Origin of the sequence: Streptomyces sp. SDT5-1 (assembly GCF_052245995.1) — a bacterium.
Classification (GTDB): Bacteria; Actinomycetota; Actinomycetes; order Streptomycetales; family Streptomycetaceae; genus Streptomyces.
This window is the reverse complement of the sequence record NZ_CM125963.1, coordinates 3,936,111-3,953,602: the sequence shown is the minus strand read 5'-3', so window position 1 is coordinate 3,953,602 and position 17,492 is coordinate 3,936,111. Positions and strand designations below refer to the sequence as shown.

Annotated in this window: 12 protein-coding genes; 9 read left to right on the top strand and 3 right to left on the bottom strand. The window is 71.5% G+C overall.

From position 1 onward, the window contains the following. Positions 1 to 78: 78 nt before the first annotated feature. Positions 79 to 1,347 carry an amidohydrolase family protein gene (locus ACTWJ8_RS18245; RefSeq protein WP_356383953.1) on the top strand — a complete coding sequence of 423 codons (1,269 nt, stop codon included), beginning with the start codon at positions 79 to 81 and terminating at the stop codon, positions 1,345 to 1,347. Between the two features lie 655 nt (positions 1,348 to 2,002). Here ACTWJ8_RS18245 and ACTWJ8_RS18240 read toward each other — a convergent pair. Next, positions 2,003 to 2,440 (bottom strand): PIN domain-containing protein, encoded by a 438-nt coding sequence (locus tag ACTWJ8_RS18240; protein ID WP_443264534.1) that lies wholly within the window; start codon positions 2,438 to 2,440, stop codon positions 2,003 to 2,005. Further along, positions 2,437 to 2,706 (bottom strand): CopG family transcriptional regulator, encoded by a 270-nt coding sequence (locus ACTWJ8_RS18235; protein WP_356383959.1) that lies wholly within the window; start codon positions 2,704 to 2,706, stop codon positions 2,437 to 2,439. Before ACTWJ8_RS18235 ends, ACTWJ8_RS18240 begins: the two co-directional genes overlap by 4 nt. A gap of 766 nt (positions 2,707 to 3,472) precedes the next feature. Between ACTWJ8_RS18235 and ACTWJ8_RS18230 the strand changes: the two genes are divergently transcribed. The 7 genes from ACTWJ8_RS18230 (at position 3,473) to ACTWJ8_RS18200 (ending at position 13,164) form a co-directional block, all read left to right on the top strand. After that, positions 3,473 to 4,411 carry an LLM class F420-dependent oxidoreductase gene (locus ACTWJ8_RS18230; RefSeq protein WP_356383962.1) on the top strand — a complete coding sequence of 313 codons (939 nt, stop codon included), beginning with the start codon at positions 3,473 to 3,475 and terminating at the stop codon, positions 4,409 to 4,411. Between the two features lie 19 nt (positions 4,412 to 4,430). Continuing rightward, on the top strand, positions 4,431 to 5,219 hold the full coding sequence (locus tag ACTWJ8_RS18225) for an SDR family NAD(P)-dependent oxidoreductase (protein WP_356383965.1): 789 nt from the start codon (positions 4,431 to 4,433) through the stop codon (positions 5,217 to 5,219). Between the two features lie 130 nt (positions 5,220 to 5,349). After that, complete coding sequence (locus ACTWJ8_RS18220) at positions 5,350 to 6,468, top strand: LLM class flavin-dependent oxidoreductase (protein WP_356383968.1); 1,119 nt, start codon at positions 5,350 to 5,352, stop codon at positions 6,466 to 6,468. Between the two features lie 168 nt (positions 6,469 to 6,636). After that, on the top strand, positions 6,637 to 8,376 hold the full coding sequence (locus ACTWJ8_RS18215) for an N-acyl-D-amino-acid deacylase family protein (protein ID WP_356383971.1): 1,740 nt from the start codon (positions 6,637 to 6,639) through the stop codon (positions 8,374 to 8,376). Continuing rightward, entirely contained in the window at positions 8,373 to 9,833 is a 1,461-nt protein-coding gene (locus ACTWJ8_RS18210; RefSeq protein WP_443264533.1) for an aldehyde dehydrogenase family protein, read from the top strand. Before ACTWJ8_RS18215 ends, ACTWJ8_RS18210 begins: the two co-directional genes overlap by 4 nt. Before the next feature lie 97 nt (positions 9,834 to 9,930). Continuing rightward, positions 9,931 to 11,385 carry a serine/threonine-protein kinase gene (locus ACTWJ8_RS18205; RefSeq protein WP_443264532.1) on the top strand — a complete coding sequence of 485 codons (1,455 nt, stop codon included), beginning with the start codon at positions 9,931 to 9,933 and terminating at the stop codon, positions 11,383 to 11,385. 219 nt (positions 11,386 to 11,604) lie between these two features. Beyond that, positions 11,605 to 13,164: an APC family permease gene (locus tag ACTWJ8_RS18200; protein ID WP_443264531.1), complete on the top strand. Its 1,560-nt coding sequence runs from the start codon at positions 11,605 to 11,607 to the stop codon at positions 13,162 to 13,164. Positions 13,165 to 13,180: 16 nt separating this feature from the next. Here the strand turns inward: ACTWJ8_RS18200 and ACTWJ8_RS18195 are convergent, their stop codons facing one another. Next, a complete protein-coding gene (locus ACTWJ8_RS18195; RefSeq protein WP_443264530.1) occupies positions 13,181 to 14,683 on the bottom strand; it encodes a CehA/McbA family metallohydrolase in 1,503 nt (500 codons plus the stop codon). 127 nt (positions 14,684 to 14,810) lie between these two features. Between ACTWJ8_RS18195 and ACTWJ8_RS18190 the strand changes: the two genes are divergently transcribed. Further along, on the top strand, positions 14,811 to 17,414 hold the full coding sequence (locus ACTWJ8_RS18190) for a bifunctional FO biosynthesis protein CofGH (protein ID WP_356383985.1): 2,604 nt from the start codon (positions 14,811 to 14,813) through the stop codon (positions 17,412 to 17,414). Positions 17,415 to 17,492 lie beyond the last annotated feature (78 nt).

Here is a 17,492-nt window from a genome sequence, read left to right as displayed (position 1 = left end):
GACATCACGCGCGGGCCATCCAGAACCACTGCGCCCCCACTAGCTGACGGGTCGTCAGATCGGCGCTACCGTGAGCGCATGGAGACCACGGAGACAGAAAGCACTCGAAACGCACAAAGCCCTCTGAATCAGGCCGACTTCCCGCTCATCATCTCCGTCGACGACCACACCGTGGAGCCGCCGGACGTCTGGGCCGACCGGCTGCCGGCCAAGTACCGCGACACCGGACCCCGTATCGTCCGCGCCCCGCTGAAGGAAATGACCTTCCTGGGCGGCAAGTTCGCGCCGGTCATGGGCGCGGCGGGGGACGAGGGGCCGATCGGCGACTGGTGGGTCTACGAGGACCTGCACCGCCCGCTGACCCGTCTGGACACGGCGGTCGGCTACGACAGGGACGAGATCAAGCTCGAGGTCATCACGTACGAGCAGATGCGGCCGGGGTCGTACGACGTGCCGTCGCGGCTCGCCGACATGGACGTCAACCACGTCCAGTCCGCGCTCTGCTTCCCCACCTTCCCGCGCTTCTGCGGCCAGACGTTCACCGAGGCCAAGGACCGTGAGCTGGGGCTGCTCGGCGTTCAGGCGTACAACGACTGGATGGTGGACGAGTGGTGCGGGCCGCAGGCGCAGGGGCGGCTCATACCGCTCACCCTCGTGCCGCTGTGGGACGCCGAGCTGGCGGCGGCGGAGGTGCGGCGGAACGCGGCGCGCGGGGTGCGGGCGGTGGCCTTCTCGGAGATCCCGCCGCACCTCGGGCTGCCGTCGATCCATACGGACGAGTGGGATCCGTTCCTCGCGGCGTGCGCGGAGACGGGGACCGTGATCGCGATGCACATCGGGTCGAGCAGCAAGATGCCGTCGACGTCACCGGACGCGCCGCCGGCCGTCGGGTCCACGATCACGTTCGCCAACTGCTGCTTCTCGATGGTCGACTGGCTGATGAGCGGCAAGTTCGAGCGGTTCCCCGAGCTGAAGATCATGTACGCCGAGGGGCAGATCGGGTGGATCCCGTACATCCTCGAGCGGGCGGACGTCGTCTGGGAGGAGAACCGGGGGTGGGGCGGCGTCGCCGACAAGGTGCGCAAGCCGCCGTCCGAGTACTTCGCGGACCACGTGTACGGGTGCTTCTTCGACGACGCGTTCGGGTTGCGGAACCTGGATTCCATCGGGGTCGGGAACGTGCTGTACGAGACGGACTACCCGCACTCGGACTCGACGTGGCCCAAGTCGAGGGAGGTGGGCGAGGCGCAGATGGGGCACCTCGCGCCGGATGTGGTGGAGCGGTTGGTGCGGGGCAATGCGATCGAGTTGCTGGGGTTGACGGGGGAGGGGCTCTGGCGGCCCTGAGGGGGGCCGGGGGCTGCCGCCGGCGGGGGTGAGGGGTACGTCGGGGTGGTGTGGGTTGGCCGGTGGGGCGGTGGTCGGTGGGGGCTGGCGGCCCGGGGCTGTGGGTCTTCGGGGGGCCGGTGGGCCGGGTGTTTTGGCGGGCCGGTGCCCGGGGGCGGCGTCGGGGCGTGGCCCCCGGCTGTGAGGGGCTACGCCCTCCGGTCACCTCCCGCCCTCCCGACGCCTCCGGGGGCTCGGCACCCGTGGGTCGGGCCGTGGGCCTGCGGGGGTGGGGCGGGCCGCGGCTCCCTCGGGGCTACGGGGTCCGCCGTCCTTGGCGTCCCCGTGGCTGCGGCGTCGTCGTGGGGCCGGTCGAGGTGTGCCGGGGCGCGTCCCGTGCCGTTTCTGCGGCGTCGGGGTGTTGCGGCGTTGCCGCTGCCCGGTCGTCTCCCGCCCCTCCGGGGGCTTGGCACCCCCGTGGGTCGGGCTGGGTGTGAGGGCGTAGGGCTGGATGCGGTTCCGACGGGGTTCGGGGTCTGGCGTGCGTGGCGTCCCGGGGGCGTCTGGGGCTGGCGCGAGTGGCGTCTTCGCCGCGGCCGGGGTATGTCGGGTTGCCGCTGCCCGGCTGTCTCCCCCGTTCGCTCTCTCCGGGGGTGGGGGGGGTGGGGGGGCTTGGTCAGAGGTCGTCGGGGAGGAGGCGGAAGGACTTGTGGGGGCTGAGCGGGGCGATCGCGCGGAAGTCGCGGCGGTCGAGCGTCAGGATGGCGTTCGTGTCGTAGTCGCGGGCCAGTACGACGTTCAGCGCGTCGGTCAGGTCCAGGTTCAGGGACGCGTAGTGCGCCCGCACCATCTGCGCCTGCTCGAGCGTCGACACGGTCACCGGTGCGGCTTCGGCCCGGCCGGAGCGCATGCGGCGGCACAGGTCGTCCACCGCCTCGACGGCCGCGCGGCGGCCCAGCTCACGAGTGGCCAGGTGGTCGAGTTCGCTGAGGATCACGGGGGAGACCACCAGGGTGCTCGCCCTGTCGAGTGCCTCCCGTGCGCCCGGTCCTGCGGGGTGCCCCTCCTCCAGCGCGGCGAGGAGCCCGGACGTGTCGGCGATCAGCAGGATCACGCGGCGTCGCCCTTGCCGTCCCGGTAGCGCTGGGCCTTCTCCTCCCACATGGCTTCCGTGGCCTCGGTGGTGTCCGTCGGCGTGCCGGAGAGCGGGGGGTAGGTGCGGGCGAAGAACGGTTCGTCCCAGGTCTTTCGGGCGAGGGCGGCCCTGTGGACGGCCTGGCGGATGATCTCGGCCTCCGAGACGCCTTCCCTGGCGGCGGATTCCTTGATCACGCGGAGGTCCTCGGCGTCCACGTACACGGTGGTTCGCTTCAGGGTCATGCCACATATGGTACCGCGTATGGCATGCCCTGCCGGGGTTCTCGGCGGGCCGTGGTCGGCGTCTGCTGTGCGGTTGCGCGGCGCCGGGGTCCCTGTGCCGTGCCGTGGTCGGCGCCTGACGCCGGTGCGGCCTGGGCCGGGGTGCTTGTGCCTTGCCGTGGTCGGCGCCCTTCGCGGGTTCGGCCTGCACCGGGGGCCGCCTTGCCCACCCTGCCGCCCTGGGGGTCCCCCCGGACGAAGTCTGGGGGAGGCAGATTGCCCAAGGCGGTGACGGCTAGCCGTAGCTGTTACAGCTGCCCGTGGCGGTGGCGGTGGCGGTGGCGGCTAGCCGTAGTGGTTACGGCTGTCCGTGGCGGTGTCGGCTGGCCGTAGCCGTTGCGGTTGCCTGTGGCAGGGGCGGCTCCCCGTGGGGCCGACGCCCCCGGAGGGGGCGGGTGGGTGGGGTCTTGGGCGGCGGAGTCACGGAGGTGGGCGACGGGGGGCCTGGTCGGGGCGGTGCAGGTAGGTGAATCAAGCCCCTGCGGCGATTGAGCAGCGGGGTTCGGGGCGGAGCCCCGTGGCGTAGGGGTGGTGCGGCAGGACGGGGGCGTCGGGGCAGGCCCCAGAGACGTAGGGGTCGGTGGGTGGTCGCGGGCGGGAGGCCCAAGGGGCGGGTGGCGGTGGGGAGCGTTGTCGGAACCCTTGTCTGACGGGGTGTCAGGCATGAGGATGTTGACCCGTGCCGAAATGTGACGGCCCGTCAGGAAACCTAGCCGCAGGGGTTCTCATGGCTTCGCTCGCCTACGGAATGCAACTCCCGGTCCAATCCCAGAGCACCGTCTACGCCGAACCCTGGGAGGCCTCCGCCGGCCCCACGGACCTCGTGGAGATCGCCCGCACCGCCGACCGCACCGGCTTCGACTACATCGCGAGCTGCGACCACGTCGCCATCCCGCGCCGCCTCGCCGACGCCATGTCGACCACCTGGTACGACCCCGTCGCCACCCTCGCCCACCTCGCCGCCGTCACCGAACGCGTACGCCTGCTCAGCCACGTCGCGATCGTCGGCCTGCGCCACCCGCTCGTCTCCGCCAAGCAGTACGCGACCCTCGACCACCTCAGCGGCGGCCGGCTCGTCCTGGGCGTCGGGGCCGGACACGTACAGGAGGAGTTCGAGGCGCTCGGTGTCGACTTCGCCCGGCGGGGGGCCGTTCTCGACGAGACCCTCGACGCCCTCCGTGCCGCGCTGGGCGAGGACGAGTTCCCGACCCACAAAGGCGAGTTCTACTCCTTCGAAGGGCTCGGGCAGCGGCCCCGGCCCGTCCAGCGGCGCGTGCCCATCTGGGTCGGTGGGTCCTCCGCCCCGGCCGTGCGCCGCGCCGCGCTCAAGGGTGACGGCTGGCTGCCGCAGGGTGACCCGCGGGACCGGCTGCCGGGGCAGATCGAGACCTTGCGGCGGCTGCGCGCGGAGGCCGGGATCGAGGCGCCGCTCACCGTGGGCGCCATCACCGAACCGCTGTACGTGGGCGAACCGGATTGGGACGTCGGTCGGCGCACCCTGGCGGGCCCCGGCGAGGCGATCGCCGAGTCGCTGCGGGCCTACGCGGCGATGGGGGTGCGGCAGATCCAGATCCGGTTCCGCACCCGCTCCCGCGATGAACTCACGGACCAGATGGCGGCGTTCGCCGCCGAAGTCGCTCCGCACCTGAACGACCTCAACCACTAGCCAGCCAAAGGAGTTCGACGTGGGCAAGCTCGACGGACGCGTGGTCCTGATCACCGGTGCGGCGCGCGGGCAGGGGGAGCAGGAGGCGAGGCTGTTCGCCTCGGAAGGCGCCAGGGTCGTCGTCGCCGACGTGCTCGACGACCAGGGCGAGGCGGTCGCCAAGGACATCGGCGCGGGCAGCGCCGCGTACGTGCACCTCGACGTGAGCAAGGAGGAGGACTGGGTCGCCGCCGTCGGCTCCGCGAAGGCCGCCTTCGGGAAGATCGACGGGCTCGTGAACAACGCGGGCATCCTGCGGTTCAACGAACTCGTCTCGACGCCGCTGGAGGAGTTCCAGCAGGTCGTGCAGGTCAATCAGGTCGGCGCCTTCCTCGGCATCAAGACCGTCGCGCCCGAGATCGGCGCCGCGGGCGGTGGCTCCATCGTGAACACCTCCTCGTACACCGGCGTGACCGGGATGTCGTACGTCGGTGCCTACGCCGCCACCAAGCACGCCATCGTCGGGCTCACGCGCGTCGCCGCGATGGAGCTCGCCGCGCAGAGGGTGCGCGTCAACGCCGTCTGCCCCGGCGCCATCGACACCGCCATGAGCAACCCGTCCCAGCTCGACCCGGAGGCGAACACCGAGGAGGCCGCGCAGGCCCTCGACGAGCTGTACCGCAAGCTCGTGCCGCTCGGGCGGGTCGGGAAGCCGGAGGAGGTCGCGCGGCTCGCGCTCTTCCTCACCGCCGAGGAGGACTCGGCGTACATCACGGGCCAGCCGTTCGTCGTGGACGGCGGGTGGCTGGCCGGGGTCAGCGTGTTGTGACCGCGAGAGCCGGGCCGTCTCCGTCGATAGCTGACGATGCGTCAGGTATTGACGCTCGACGGGTCCGGTGGAACAGTCGATCCCACCAATCTGACGATGCGTCAGAAACTGACGAGGACGGTGAACCTCCTTGGAATTCGGGCTCTTTGTACAGGGATACTTGGGCAAGCAGGCGCTGACCGACCCGACGGCCGAGCACCGCGCGCTCATGAACGAGACCGAGTACGTCATCCAGGCGGACAAGTCCGGCTTCAAGTACGCCTGGGCGTCCGAGCACCACTTCCTGGAGGAGTACTCGCACCTCTCCGCGAACGATGTCTTCCTCGGCTACCTCGCGCACGCCACCGAGCGGATCCACCTCGGGTCCGGCATCTTCAATCCGCTGGCGCCGGTCAACCACCCGGTGAAGGTGGCGGAGAAGGTCGCCATGCTCGACCACCTCAGCGAGGGGCGGTTCGAGTTCGGCAGCGGGCGGGGTGCCGGAAGCCACGAGATCCTCGGGTTCATGCCGGGCGTCACCGACATGAACCACACCAAGGAGATCTGGGAAGAGACCATCCGCGAGTTCCCCAAGATGTGGCTCCAGGACGAGTACGTGGGGTTCAAGGGCAAGCACTGGGAGCTGCCGCCCCGCAAGGTGCTGCCCAAGCCGCACGGCAAGTCCCACCCCGCCATGTGGTACGCGGCCGGGTCCCCGCCCTCGTACGCCATGGCGGCGAAGAAGGGGCTCGGCGTGCTGGGCTTCTCCGTGCAGAAGGTCTCCGACATGGAGTGGGTCCTCGAGCAGTACAAGACCGCCATCCAGGACCCGGACCCGGTCGGTGACTTCGTCAACGACAACGTCATGGTGACGTCGACCGCCATCTGCGCCGAGACGCACGAGAAGGCGGTGCAGATCGCCGTCAACGGCGGGCTCAACTACCTCCAGTCGCTGCTGTTCCGGTACCACGACACGTTCCCGCGGCCCGAGGGGATCCCGGAGTGGCCCGAGCTGCTGCCGGACTACTCCGAGGAGATCATCGAGCTGCTCATCGCGGAGGAGCTGATGATCTGCGGTGACCCGGACGAGGTGCTCCGGCAGTGCAAGCGGTGGGAGCAGGCGGGGGCCGACCAGCTGTCGTTCGGGCTGCCCATCGGGGTGTCGCACGAGGACACGCTCAACTCGATCAAGCTGATCGGGGAGCACGTGATTCCGAAGATCGACACGGATCCGGTGCACAGGACCACGCGGTTCCGCTCGGCGGCGTAGGTCCTCCGGACGGGCCCGGTCTCCCCTTCCCGGACGGGGGCCGGGCCCTCCGGTGGGTTGCGGGTGCGGGGCTTCACCCGGGCCCCGCTGCTCGATCGCCGCAGGGGCGTGGATTTCCCGCTCGACCGCCGCGAGGCACGCGAAAAGACCGAAAGGAGACGGACTCCTATGCTCGACCACCTCATCAAGGGCGCCACCGTTGTCGACGGGACCGGTGGGCCCGCCTACACCGCCGATGTCGGGATCCGGGGCGGGCGGATCGCCGTCGTCGCCGAGCCGGGGAAGGTCGCCGAAGAGGCGCGGAGCAGCGAGGACGCCTCGGGGCTCGTGCTGGCTCCCGGGTTCGTCGATCCGCACACGCACTACGACGCCCAGTTGTTCTGGGACCCGTACGCCACGCCGTCCCTCAACCACGGCGTGACGACCGTCGCCGGCGGGAACTGCGGGTTCACGCTCGCTCCGCTCAACCCGGAGCAGCCCGGTGACGCCGACTACACGCGGCGGATGATGTCCCGGGTCGAGGGGATGTCCCTGGTGGCCCTGGAGGAGGGCGCGCCGTGGACGTGGAACTCGTTCGGCGATTATCTGGGCGCGCTCGACGGGCGGATCGCGGTCAACGCCGGGTTCATGGTGGGGCACTGTGCGCTGCGGCGGTACGTGATGGGCGCCGATGCCGTCGGTGGGCAGCCGACTCCCGAGCAACTCGACCGGATGGTCGGCCTGTTGAAGGACGCCATGGACGCCGGGGCCTGGGGGCTCTCCACCACCCAGTCGTCCTCGCACTCCGACGGGGACGGGCAGCCGGTCGCCTCCCGGCACGCGAAGCCCGCCGAGCTGATCGCACTCAGCAAGGCGGTCGGTGAGCACGAGGGGACGCAGATCGAGGCCATCGTCGCCGGGTGCCTCGATCAGTTCAGCGACGACGAGATCGAGTTGTTCGTCGACATGACGGCGGCCGCCGGGCGACCGCTCAACTGGAACGTGCTCACCATCGACGCCGCCGTGCCCGAGCGGGTGCCCCGGCAGTTGGAGGCGAGCGAGCGGGCCAGGAAGTCGGGCGGTCGGATCGTCGCGCTGACGATGCCGATCCTGACGCCGATGAACATGAGCCTCGGGACGTTCTGCGCGCTGAACCTGATACCCGGGTGGGGCGAGATCCTCGGGCTGCCCGTCGACGAGCGGATCGCGAAGCTGCGGGACCCGGACGTCCGCGCCGAGATGCTGCGGCGCGCCGACAGCAAGGAGGCCGGTGTCTTCCGGCGGCTCGCCAACTTCGGGCGGTACGTCATCGGGGACACGTACTCCGAGGCGAACGAGGGGCTCTCCGGGCGGGTGGTGCGGGACATCGCCGCCGAGCGCGGGCAGGAGCCCTTCGAGTGCCTCGTCGAGATCTGCGCCAACGACCGGCTGCGGACCGTGCTGTGGCCGATGCCCACCGACAACGACCCGGACTCCTGGGCGCTGCGTGCCGAGACGTGGAACCACGAGGACGTCATGCTCGGCGGCTCCGACGCGGGCGCGCACCTGGACCGGATGTGCGGGGCGCCGTACACGACCCGGTTCATCGGGGACTGTCTGCGCGGGCGGAAGCTGGTGGGGCTCGAGCAGGCCGTGAAGATGCTGACCGACGATCCCGCCCAGCTGTTCGGGCTGCGGGAGCGCGGGCGGATCCAGGAGGGGTGGCACGCCGATCTGGTGCTGTTCGACCCCGAGACCATCGACGCGGGCAAGGCCACGCTCGTGCACGATCTGCCCGGCGACAGCCCTCGGCTCGACTCCAAGGCGATCGGCGTGACCGCCGTGTGGGTCAACGGCGTCGAGGCGATGCGGGACGACGTCGTGAGCGGCGCCGTGCCCGGCAAGGTGCTGCGCTCCGGTGCCGATACGCGGACGGTGAGTACGAAGTGACCGAATCCCAGCGGCTGTTCGTCGGGGGCGAGTGGGTCGAGCCCGACGGCGGGTACTACGACGTCGTCGATCCGGCGAGCGAGTCCGTCGTCGGGCGGGCACCGGAGGCGTCGCGGCAGCAGGTGCACGACGCCGCGCGCGCGGCCCGCGACGCCTTCGAGGCGTGGTCGCGCACGAAGCCGGAGGAGCGGGCCGCGATCCTCGACCGGGCCGCCGACCTGATGCAGCGGGACTTCGCCGCCAACGCCGAGCTGGCGCAGGCGGAGAGCGGCGCGACGACGGGGACCGCGCGCGGCATGCAGGTCGCCGTGGGCGTCGCCCGGTTCCGGCGGTACGCGAAGGGGGCCCTGGAGCCCGTCGAGGAGGCGATGCCGCCGCAGATCAACGAGGCCGGGCCGATGGGGAAGGCGGGCGTGACGGGCGCGCTCGCCGTGCGCCAGCCGGTCGGCGTCGTCACCTGCATCACCTCGTACAACAATCCGTGGGCCAACCCGGCGGGCAAGGTCGCGCCCGCGCTCGCCATGGGCAACACCGTGGTCGTGAAGCCGGCGCCGCAGGACCCGCTGTCCGTGTTCCGGATGGCGGCGGCCCTGGAGGAGGCGGGCGTCCCGGCCGGTGTCGTGAACGTCGTCAGCGGCACGGAGGTCGGCGTCGGCGAGGCCGCCGTCGAATCCCCGGACGTCGACATGGTGTCCTTCACCGGCTCCACCGCCGTCGGCCAGCGCATCGGCGAGGTGTGCGGCAGGTCCATGAAGCGGCAGCTGATGGAGCTGGGCGGCAAGGGCGCCGCGGTCGTCCTCGACGACGCCGACCTGGACGCCGCGGTCGCCGGGATCGGGACGACGTACGCCTTCTACAGCGGGCAGATCTGCACCGCCCCGACGCGGGCGATCGTGCACCGGTCCGTGTACGACGCGTTCGTCGCCAAGCTGACGGCGTACATCGGGTACATGAAGGTCGGCGATCCACGCGCCAAAGGGACGGTCGTCGGGCCCGTCATCTCGGCGGCCCACCGCGAGCGCGTCGAGTCGTACGTCGAGCTGGGACGCAAGGAGGGCGCGACGGTCGTCGCCGGTGGCGAGCGGCCCGACATGGAGCGGGGCTTCTACGTCGCGCCCACGCTGCTCGCCGACTGCACCAACGACATGCGGGTGGTGCGGGAGGAGATCTTCGGCCCGGTCGTCGCCGTGGTGCCGTTCGAGGGGGACGAGGACGAGGCGGTCGCGCTCGCCAACGACTCCGACTACGGCCTCATCGACTACGTGTGGTCCGGCGACGTCGCGCGGGCGTTCCGCGTCGCGCGGCGGCTGCGGGCAGGCGGGGTCGGCGTGAACACCATCGGGCGGAACATGGAGGCGCCGTTCGGCGGCTTCAAGAAGAGCGGCGTGGGCCGCGACGTCGGCTCGTACGCCCTGCACGCGTACAGCGAGTGGCAGTCGATCGTCTGGCCCGGATAGCCGCCCGGCGCGCCGCCTCGCAGGCACCACAGGCCCCACGGAACCCCCGGGCAGCTCCGCTGCGTGTCTACAACTGGGCATGTGAAAATGCGCAGTTGTGAACGGTCACTACGGCGGAACCGGGGGTTCCATGGAGGCGCTGGAGGCGCGGGATCCGCGCACGGTCGGCACGTACCGGATGCTCGGGCGGATCGGTGAGGGCGGCATGGGGCGGGTCTATCTGGCCCGCAACGAGGGCGGCCGCTCCGTCGCGCTGAAGTTCATCCACGCCGACATGGCGGCGCAGCCGGGTTTCCGCGAGCGCTTCCGGCGCGAGGCCGACGTGGTCCGCAGGGTCGGGGCGCCGGGCACGGTGCCGGTCGTCGACACGGGCCTCGACGAACTCCACCCCTGGTACGCGTCGGAGTACGTGGCGGGCCCCTCGCTCCAGGACTCGGTCGACCGGTTCGGGCCGCTGCCCGCCCCTTCGCTGTGGCGGCTCGCGGCGGACCTCGCGCGGACCCTGGAGCACGTGCACGGCGCGCGGCTCGTGCACCGCGACCTCAAGCCGTCGAACGTGCTGCTGGCCGCCGACGGGCCCCGCCTCATCGACTTCGGGATCGTGCACGCCGCCCTCGACGCGGGCCTGTCGTCCGCGGGCCTGACCTCGACCGGCGTCCGGATCGGCACCCCCGCCTACATGTCGCCGGAGCAGGCGTACGGCGAGAAGGTCACCGCCGCCACCGACGTCTACAGCTACGGCCTCACCCTCGCCTTCGCCGCCACCGGCCACCAGCCGCACCGCGGCAGCCTCGACCCGCAGCTCCCGGGCGTGGGGGACGAGCTGCGGGACCTGATCCGGCAGTGCCTCGACCCGGAGCCGGAGCGGCGTCCCGACGCGGCGCGGCTCGGCGCGCTCGCGCGGGCGCACGACACGACGGGCGAGACCTGGCTGCCCGCCGAGGTCGTCTCGCTGATCGCCCGTACGTCGGGGCGGCTCCTCAACCTGGAGGCGCGGGCCGACACGGCGCTGCACGAGTCGCCCGGCTTCGGCCCCGCGCCCTCGACGCCGCCGCCCTCGACGCCCACGCCGCCTTCGACGCCGGCGCAGGCCTGGTCCCCGTACGGGCAGCAGCACCCGGCGTACGGACCGGGCGCCGCCCCCGTGCCCGTGCCGCACCCCGCCCCCGTGGCGCCGCTGCCGCACCCCACCGCCGTCCCGCAGGCCGGGAAGCCGGGGCTTCCGGGACGCCCGATGCTCGGCCTGCTGTGGCTGGTGCCCGCGGGCATCGCCGCGCTGCTGCACATCCCGAACGTGCTGGGGCTCATCGACGCCGCCGCCGTCGCCGTGCTGATCTACACGGCGACGAAGCTGTCCCGGCGGGGCGGCAGCGACCGCGAGCACCTGGTGTTCTGGATCGGCCTCGCGGCGGCGGTCGTGCTGGCCCTGTGCATCTCGACGCAGCTCCTCGCGCCGGTCCTCGCCCTCGCGACGCTGGGCCTGCTCTACGCGGTGCCCGCCGCCGTCCGCCGCTTCAGGACGCCGCAGGTCGCGCAGCGGCCCCGGGCGTGACGCAGTAGCCACGGGAAAATTTTGAATCGGGCCAAATCGGACCCGGCTTCGATTACCGAATATCGAACGCCGGGCAATTGGCCTGCGATCTGCGGGTAGGGTTGTCTCATCTTCCTGGGATGTGTGGAGCGACTGCCCGAATTGCCCATGGATTGAGAGCCTTCACGGTCCTGACAAAAGCTGTCAGATGTGGAAACCGCAGGATTTAACGTCCTGTTCATGACTCAGTTGGACGCACGGCCCTCGACGGGGCGGGCCGCAGACTCGACCGCGGAGGGCGGCGGGGGCAAGGGCCTCGGCGGGAACTCCGTCGGCCTGATGGGCAGCGCCGTCATCGGCGTCTCCACGGTCGCCCCCGTCTACTGCCTGACCTCCACGCTCGGCTCCACGGCCGGTGAGGTCGGCCTCCAGATGCCGGCCGTGTTCCTCGCGGGCTTCCTGCCGATGCTCCTCGTCGCCTTCGCGTACCGGGAGCTCAACAAGGTCATGCCGGACTGCGGCACGTCCTTCACCTGGACCGTGAAGGCCTTCGGGCCGCGCGTCGGCTGGATGTGCGGCTGGGGCCTGGTGATCGCGACGATCATCGTCCTGTCGAACCTCGCCGGGGTCGCCACCTCGTACTTCTGGCTGCTCGCGGGCGAGATCACCAACAGCACGTCGGTGGCGGCGCTCGACGACAACAAGGCCGTCCACATCGTCACCTGCCTCGCCCTGATCGCCGCCGCGACGGCCATCAGCTACCGCGGCATGACCGCGACGAAGGGCGTGCAGTACACGCTGGTCGGGCTCCAGCTCGTGGTGCTCGCCGTCTTCGTCGCGATGGCGGTCGCCAAGGCGGGCTCCGCCGACTTCGCCGCGACCTCGGTGGACTTCTCCTGGTCGTGGCTGAACCCGTTCTCGGTGCAGTCCTTCGGCGCGTTCACGGCGGGACTGTCCCTGTCGATCTTCATGTACTGGGGCTGGGACACCTGCCTGACCGCCAACGAGGAGACGATCGGCAGCGACAAGACGCCGGGCCGCGCCGCGCTCATCGCGATGGTCGTCCTGGTCGGCTCCTACCTCGCCACGGGCGTCGCCGCGCAGATGGTCGTCGGCTCCGGAGACAAGGGCCTCGGCCTCGCCAACCCGGCGACCTCCGACAACGTCTTCGCCGCGCTCGCCGGCCCGGTCATGGGCCCGACCCTCGGCATCCTGCTCTTCGTCGCCGTCCTCGCGTCCGCGGCGGCCAGCCTCCAGACGACGTTCATCCCGGTCGCCCGCACGGTCCTCGCCATGTCGACGTACGAGGCGCTGCCCGCCTCGTACGCGAAGGTGCACCCGAAGTTCCGCACGCCGGGCCGCGCCACCGTCACGGCGGGTGTCGCGACGGGCGTCTTCTACACGGTCATGACGCTGGTCTCCGAGCACGTCCTCGTCGACACGATCTACGCGCTCGGCCTCATGATCTGCTTCTACTACGCGCTGACGGCCTTCGCCTGCGCCTGGTACTTCAAGGCGGAACTGCGCGACTCGGTCCGTGACTTCGCCTTCAAGGGCCTCTTCCCGCTGCTCGGCGGCGTCCTGCTCTCGGCGGTCTTCGTGAAGACGCTCGTCGACATGTGGAACCCGGCGTACGGCAGCGGTTCCTCGGTGTTCGGGGTCGGCTCGGTCTTCGTGATCGGCGTCGGGCTGCTGCTCGTCGGCCTCGTGATCATGCTGGTGATGGGGCGGCGCAGCCCGGCGTTCTTCCGCGGCGAGGTGCTGAACCGGCGAACGCCGGTCCTGGTCGTCGAGGAGTAGGCCGCACCGCCCGCCGTCACGCGCCCAGGAAGATCGGGTTCGTGAAGGCCGCGAGCGCTCCCGGCAGACCCTGCGTCGCCGGGGCGTGCCGGACCTCGGCCCGTACGTACGCGGCGTAGGACGCGGTCGTCCGCCAGGTCGCGGTCGTCGCGCCCGCCGCCGAGGTGAACAGGGTGCCCTGGTCCGTGACGATGTGCAGGGTGCAGCCCGCCGGCGCCTTCGCCCTCAGCTCGACCGTGACCGGGGCGTCGGCGTCGACCGCGAGGCGCTCGCCGATGCCCGCGACCCGGCCCTTGCCGCCGCTCGCCGTGAACGCGACCTCGACGTCCTTGGACTCCGCGACGTACGACCGGCCCGCCTTGATGCCCGCCTGGATCGCCGACCGGCTCAGATCGTCCGCCAGGACCACGGTCTGCGGCCCGCCCACGCGGTCCGGGTCGCGGTGCGCGTCGCTGTTGCCCATCGCCGGGATCCAGCCCGTGCGGCCGCCGGAACGGGCGTGCGCGACCAGCGTGTTGTCCCAGTCGGCCAGGGACACCTCGTCGTCCGGGGTGTACGGGCCGTTCCACACCTCGACCGCGTCCGCCTCGCCGAAGCCGAACTTCCAGCCGCAGCCGATGCACGTCGCGTGCGGGTGGGCGGGGACGACGAGGCCGCCCGCGCGCCGGATCTGCCGCGCGTACTGCGCCCAGCGGTTGTCGCGGGCCCGGTAGCGCCAGTCGATGAAGGTCCCCGGGTCGGTCCCGAGCGCGACGACGTGGCCGTTCCTGGTCGTGATCTCCTCGCCGATCATCACCAGCAGGTCGTCGCCCGCCACGTCGGACCAATGGGCGTGCGCCGAGTGCGTGTTGTGGTCGGACGTGTTGATGAAGTCGAGCCCGGCGGCGCGGGCGAGCGCGCCGATCTCGGCGGGGGTGCGGCGGCCGTCCGAGTACCAGGAGTGCAGATGGCAGTCGCCCCGGTACCAGGCACGTCCCCGGCCGCGCGCCCGCTCCGGCGGATACGTGGGCCGCGGCGTCGGATCCGCCGTGCCGTGCGTGAGCGTCACCGTCACCTCGTACGGCAGGCCCTCAGGGGCGACCGTGTACGGGCCGAGCGCGATGTTCCAGCGGCCGGGGCGGACCGGGCCGGGGATGTAGCCGGGGGTCGCGTCGTCGGAGCGGACGAAGAACTCGGTGCGGGCGCCGCCCGACCAGCCGCGGAAGCCCTCGCCGCCGAGCGCCGTGCCGCGCTCGTCGAAGACACCGATGTCGAGCGCGTTGTTCTGGGTCCCGGCCGGGAGCCCGGTGGCCTTCTCGTACGTGTACGAGACCCGGAACTCGCGCACCCCCGCCGGCACGTCCACCGGCAGGTACACGTAGTCCGGGGAGCCGGGCGGCAGGGTGCCCTTGAGCGTCTTCGTGGAGGTCGAGCCGTCGGCGGCGCTGGCGAAGCTCATGCCGGTGAGCGTAAGCGCGCTCGCGGCGCCGGTCACGAGCAAGGCCCGTCTGCCGATTCCGTGTTGGGCGTCGGTGCACATGTGGCGGCTCCCAGGGGTGGCTGGCGTGGTGGGCGCAACCCTTGTATTGAGCCGTGAACTCCGTTGCAAGGGAAGGGCACCGACGGGCGCCCTCGAAGTGTCCGGATGGCGCTCGTATGCTCGGTTCATGAGTGATCAGGACGCCGTACCGCAGCCCCCCGAGGCCGACCGTCCCACCGCCAACGCGATGCGCCGCGCCCTGAAACGGGCCAGAGACGGGGTCGCGCTGGACGTGACGGAGGCCGCCGTGCTGTTGCAGGCGCGCGGCGACGACCTGGCCGACCTCACCGCGTCCGCCGCCCGGGTGCGCGACGCGGGCCTGGAGGCGGCCGGCAGGCCGGGCGTCATCACGTACAGCAAGAGCGTGTTCATCCCGCTCACCCGACTGTGCCGCGACAAGTGCCACTACTGCACGTTCGTGACGGTCCCCGGCAAGCTGCGCCGCGAGGGCCACGGAATGTTCATGTCGCCCGACGAGGTGCTCGACGTCGCCCGCAAGGGCGCCGAGATGGGCTGCAAGGAAGCCCTCATCACGCTCGGCGACAAGCCGGAGGACCGCTGGCCCGAGGCCCGCGAGTGGCTCGACGCGCACGGCTACGACGACACCATCGCCTACGTCCGCGCCATATCGATCCGGATCCTGGAGGAGACCGGGCTGCTGCCGCACCTCAACCCGGGGGTGCTGTCCTGGACCGACTTCCAGCGGCTCAAGCCGGTCGCCCCGTCCATGGGCATGATGCTGGAGACGACCGCCGAGCGGCTGTGGTCCGAGCCGGGCATGCCGCACTACGGCTCGCCCGACAAGGAACCGGCCGTGCGGCTCCGGGTGCTGGAGGACGCGGGCCGCTCGTCCGTGCCGTTCACGTCCGGTCTGCTCATCGGGATCGGTGAGACGTACGAGGAGCGCGCCGACTCGCTGTTCGCGCTGCGCCGCGTCGCCCGCTCGTACCACGGCATCCAGGAACTGATCATCCAGAACTTCCGGGCCAAGCCGGACACGGCGATGCGCGGCATGCCCGACGCCGAGCTCGACGACCTCGTGGCGACGGTCGCGGTCGCCCGCCACATCATGGGCCCCGCGGGCAACATCCAGGCCCCGCCGAACCTCGTCGACGGCGAGTACGCCCGCCTCATCGCGGCCGGCATCGACGACTGGGGCGGTGTGTCCCCGGTGACCATCGACCACGTGAACCCCGAGAAGCCGTGGCCCCGACTGGACGAGCTGGCGGCCCGGTCCGCCGAGGTCGGCTTCGAGCTGCGGGAACGGCTGTGCGTGTACCCGGAGTTCGTGACGCGCGGCGAGCCGTGGCTCGACCCGCGGCTCCTCCCGCACGTGCGGGCGCTGTCCGACGCGGACGGTCTCGCGGTCGCCGACGCGCCCGTCGTCGGCCGACCCTGGCAGGAGCCCGACGAGGGGTACGTGGCGGCGTCCGGCCGCACCGACCTGCACCGCACCATCGACACCGAGGGCCGCACGTCCGACCGCCGCGACGACTTCGACGTCGTGTACGGCGACTGGGAGGCGCTGCGCGAGCAGGCGGCCCCCGGCATGGAGCCGTCCCGCATCGACGGTGACGTGCGCGCCGCCCTGAAGCAGGCGGCCGACGATCCGACGAAGCTCACCGACGACGAGGCGCTCGCTCTGCTGCACGCCGACGGTCCGGCGCTCGACGCGCTGTGCGGCATCGCGGACGACATCCGGAAGTCGGTCGTCGGTGACGACGTCACGTACATCGTCACCAGGAACATCAACTTCACGAACGTCTGCTACACCGGCTGCCGCTTCTGCGCGTTCGCCCAGCGCCGCACGGACGCCGACGCGTACACGCTCTCCCTGGAGCAGGTCGCGGACCGGGCGCAGCAGGCGTGGGACGTCGGCGCGGTCGAGGTCTGCATGCAGGGCGGCATCCATCCGGACCTGCCCGGCACGGCCTACTTCGACATCGCGAAGGCGGTGAAGGAGCGGGTGCCCGGCATGCACGTGCACGCGTTCTCGCCGATGGAGGTCGTGAACGGCGCGTCCCGCACCGGCATGTCCATCCGCGAGTGGCTGACGGCCGCCAAGGAGGCGGGCCTCGACTCGATCCCCGGCACGGCGGCGGAGATCCTCGACGACGAGGTCCGCTGGATCCTCACCAAGGGCAAGCTGCCCACCGCCACGTGGATCGAGGTCGTCAAGACGGCCCACGAGCTGGGCATCCGCTCGTCCTCGACGATGATGTACGGGCACGTGGACCAGCCCCGCCACTGGCTCGGCCACCTGCGGACCCTGGCGGGCATCCAGCAGGAGACGGGCGGCTTTACCGAGTTCGTGACGCTCCCGTTCATCCACACGAACGCGCCGGTCTACCTCGCGGGCATCGCCCGTCCGGGCCCGACCACCCGTGACAACCGGGCGGTCACGGCCATGGCCCGGATCCTCCTGCACCCGCACATCCCCAACATCCAGACGAGCTGGGTGAAGCTCGGCACGGAGGGCGCGGCCGAGATGCTGCGCTCGGGGGCGAACGACCTGGGCGGCACGCTCATGGAGGAGACCATCTCCCGGATGGCCGGCTCGTCCTACGGCTCGTACAAGTCGGTCAAGGACCTGATCGCGGTCGCCGACGCGGCGGGCCGCCCCTCCAAGCCGCGCACGACGCTGTACGGGCCGGTATCCGAGGAGCGGGTGCGCTCGGCCCAGGCCTCCGACGGCCACCTGCCGGAACTGCTGCCGGTGCTTGAGCCGTAAGGGGCGAATCGCAGGGGACGGACCCCGCCCGTGTTCGTCATGGGCGGGGTCGTCCACGATCCCATCACTTCGTGAACA

Bases quoted from the DNA above. Each gene is read 5' to 3' on its own strand.
- ACTWJ8_RS18245 (WP_356383953.1), top strand. From the start codon at position 79: ATGGAGACCACGGAGACAGAAAGCACTCGAAACGCACAAAGCCCTCTG.
- ACTWJ8_RS18235 (WP_356383959.1), bottom strand. From the start codon at position 2,706: ATGACCCTGAAGCGAACCACCGTGTACGTGGACGCCGAGGACCTCCGC.
- ACTWJ8_RS18230 (WP_356383962.1), top strand. From the start codon at position 3,473: ATGGCTTCGCTCGCCTACGGAATGCAACTCCCGGTCCAATCCCAGAGC.
- ACTWJ8_RS18215 (WP_356383971.1), top strand. From the start codon at position 6,637: ATGCTCGACCACCTCATCAAGGGCGCCACCGTTGTCGACGGGACCGGT.
- ACTWJ8_RS18200 (WP_443264531.1), top strand. From the start codon at position 11,605: ATGACTCAGTTGGACGCACGGCCCTCGACGGGGCGGGCCGCAGACTCG.
- ACTWJ8_RS18195 (WP_443264530.1), bottom strand. From the start codon at position 14,683: ATGTGCACCGACGCCCAACACGGAATCGGCAGACGGGCCTTGCTCGTG.
- ACTWJ8_RS18190 (WP_356383985.1), top strand. From the start codon at position 14,811: ATGAGTGATCAGGACGCCGTACCGCAGCCCCCCGAGGCCGACCGTCCC.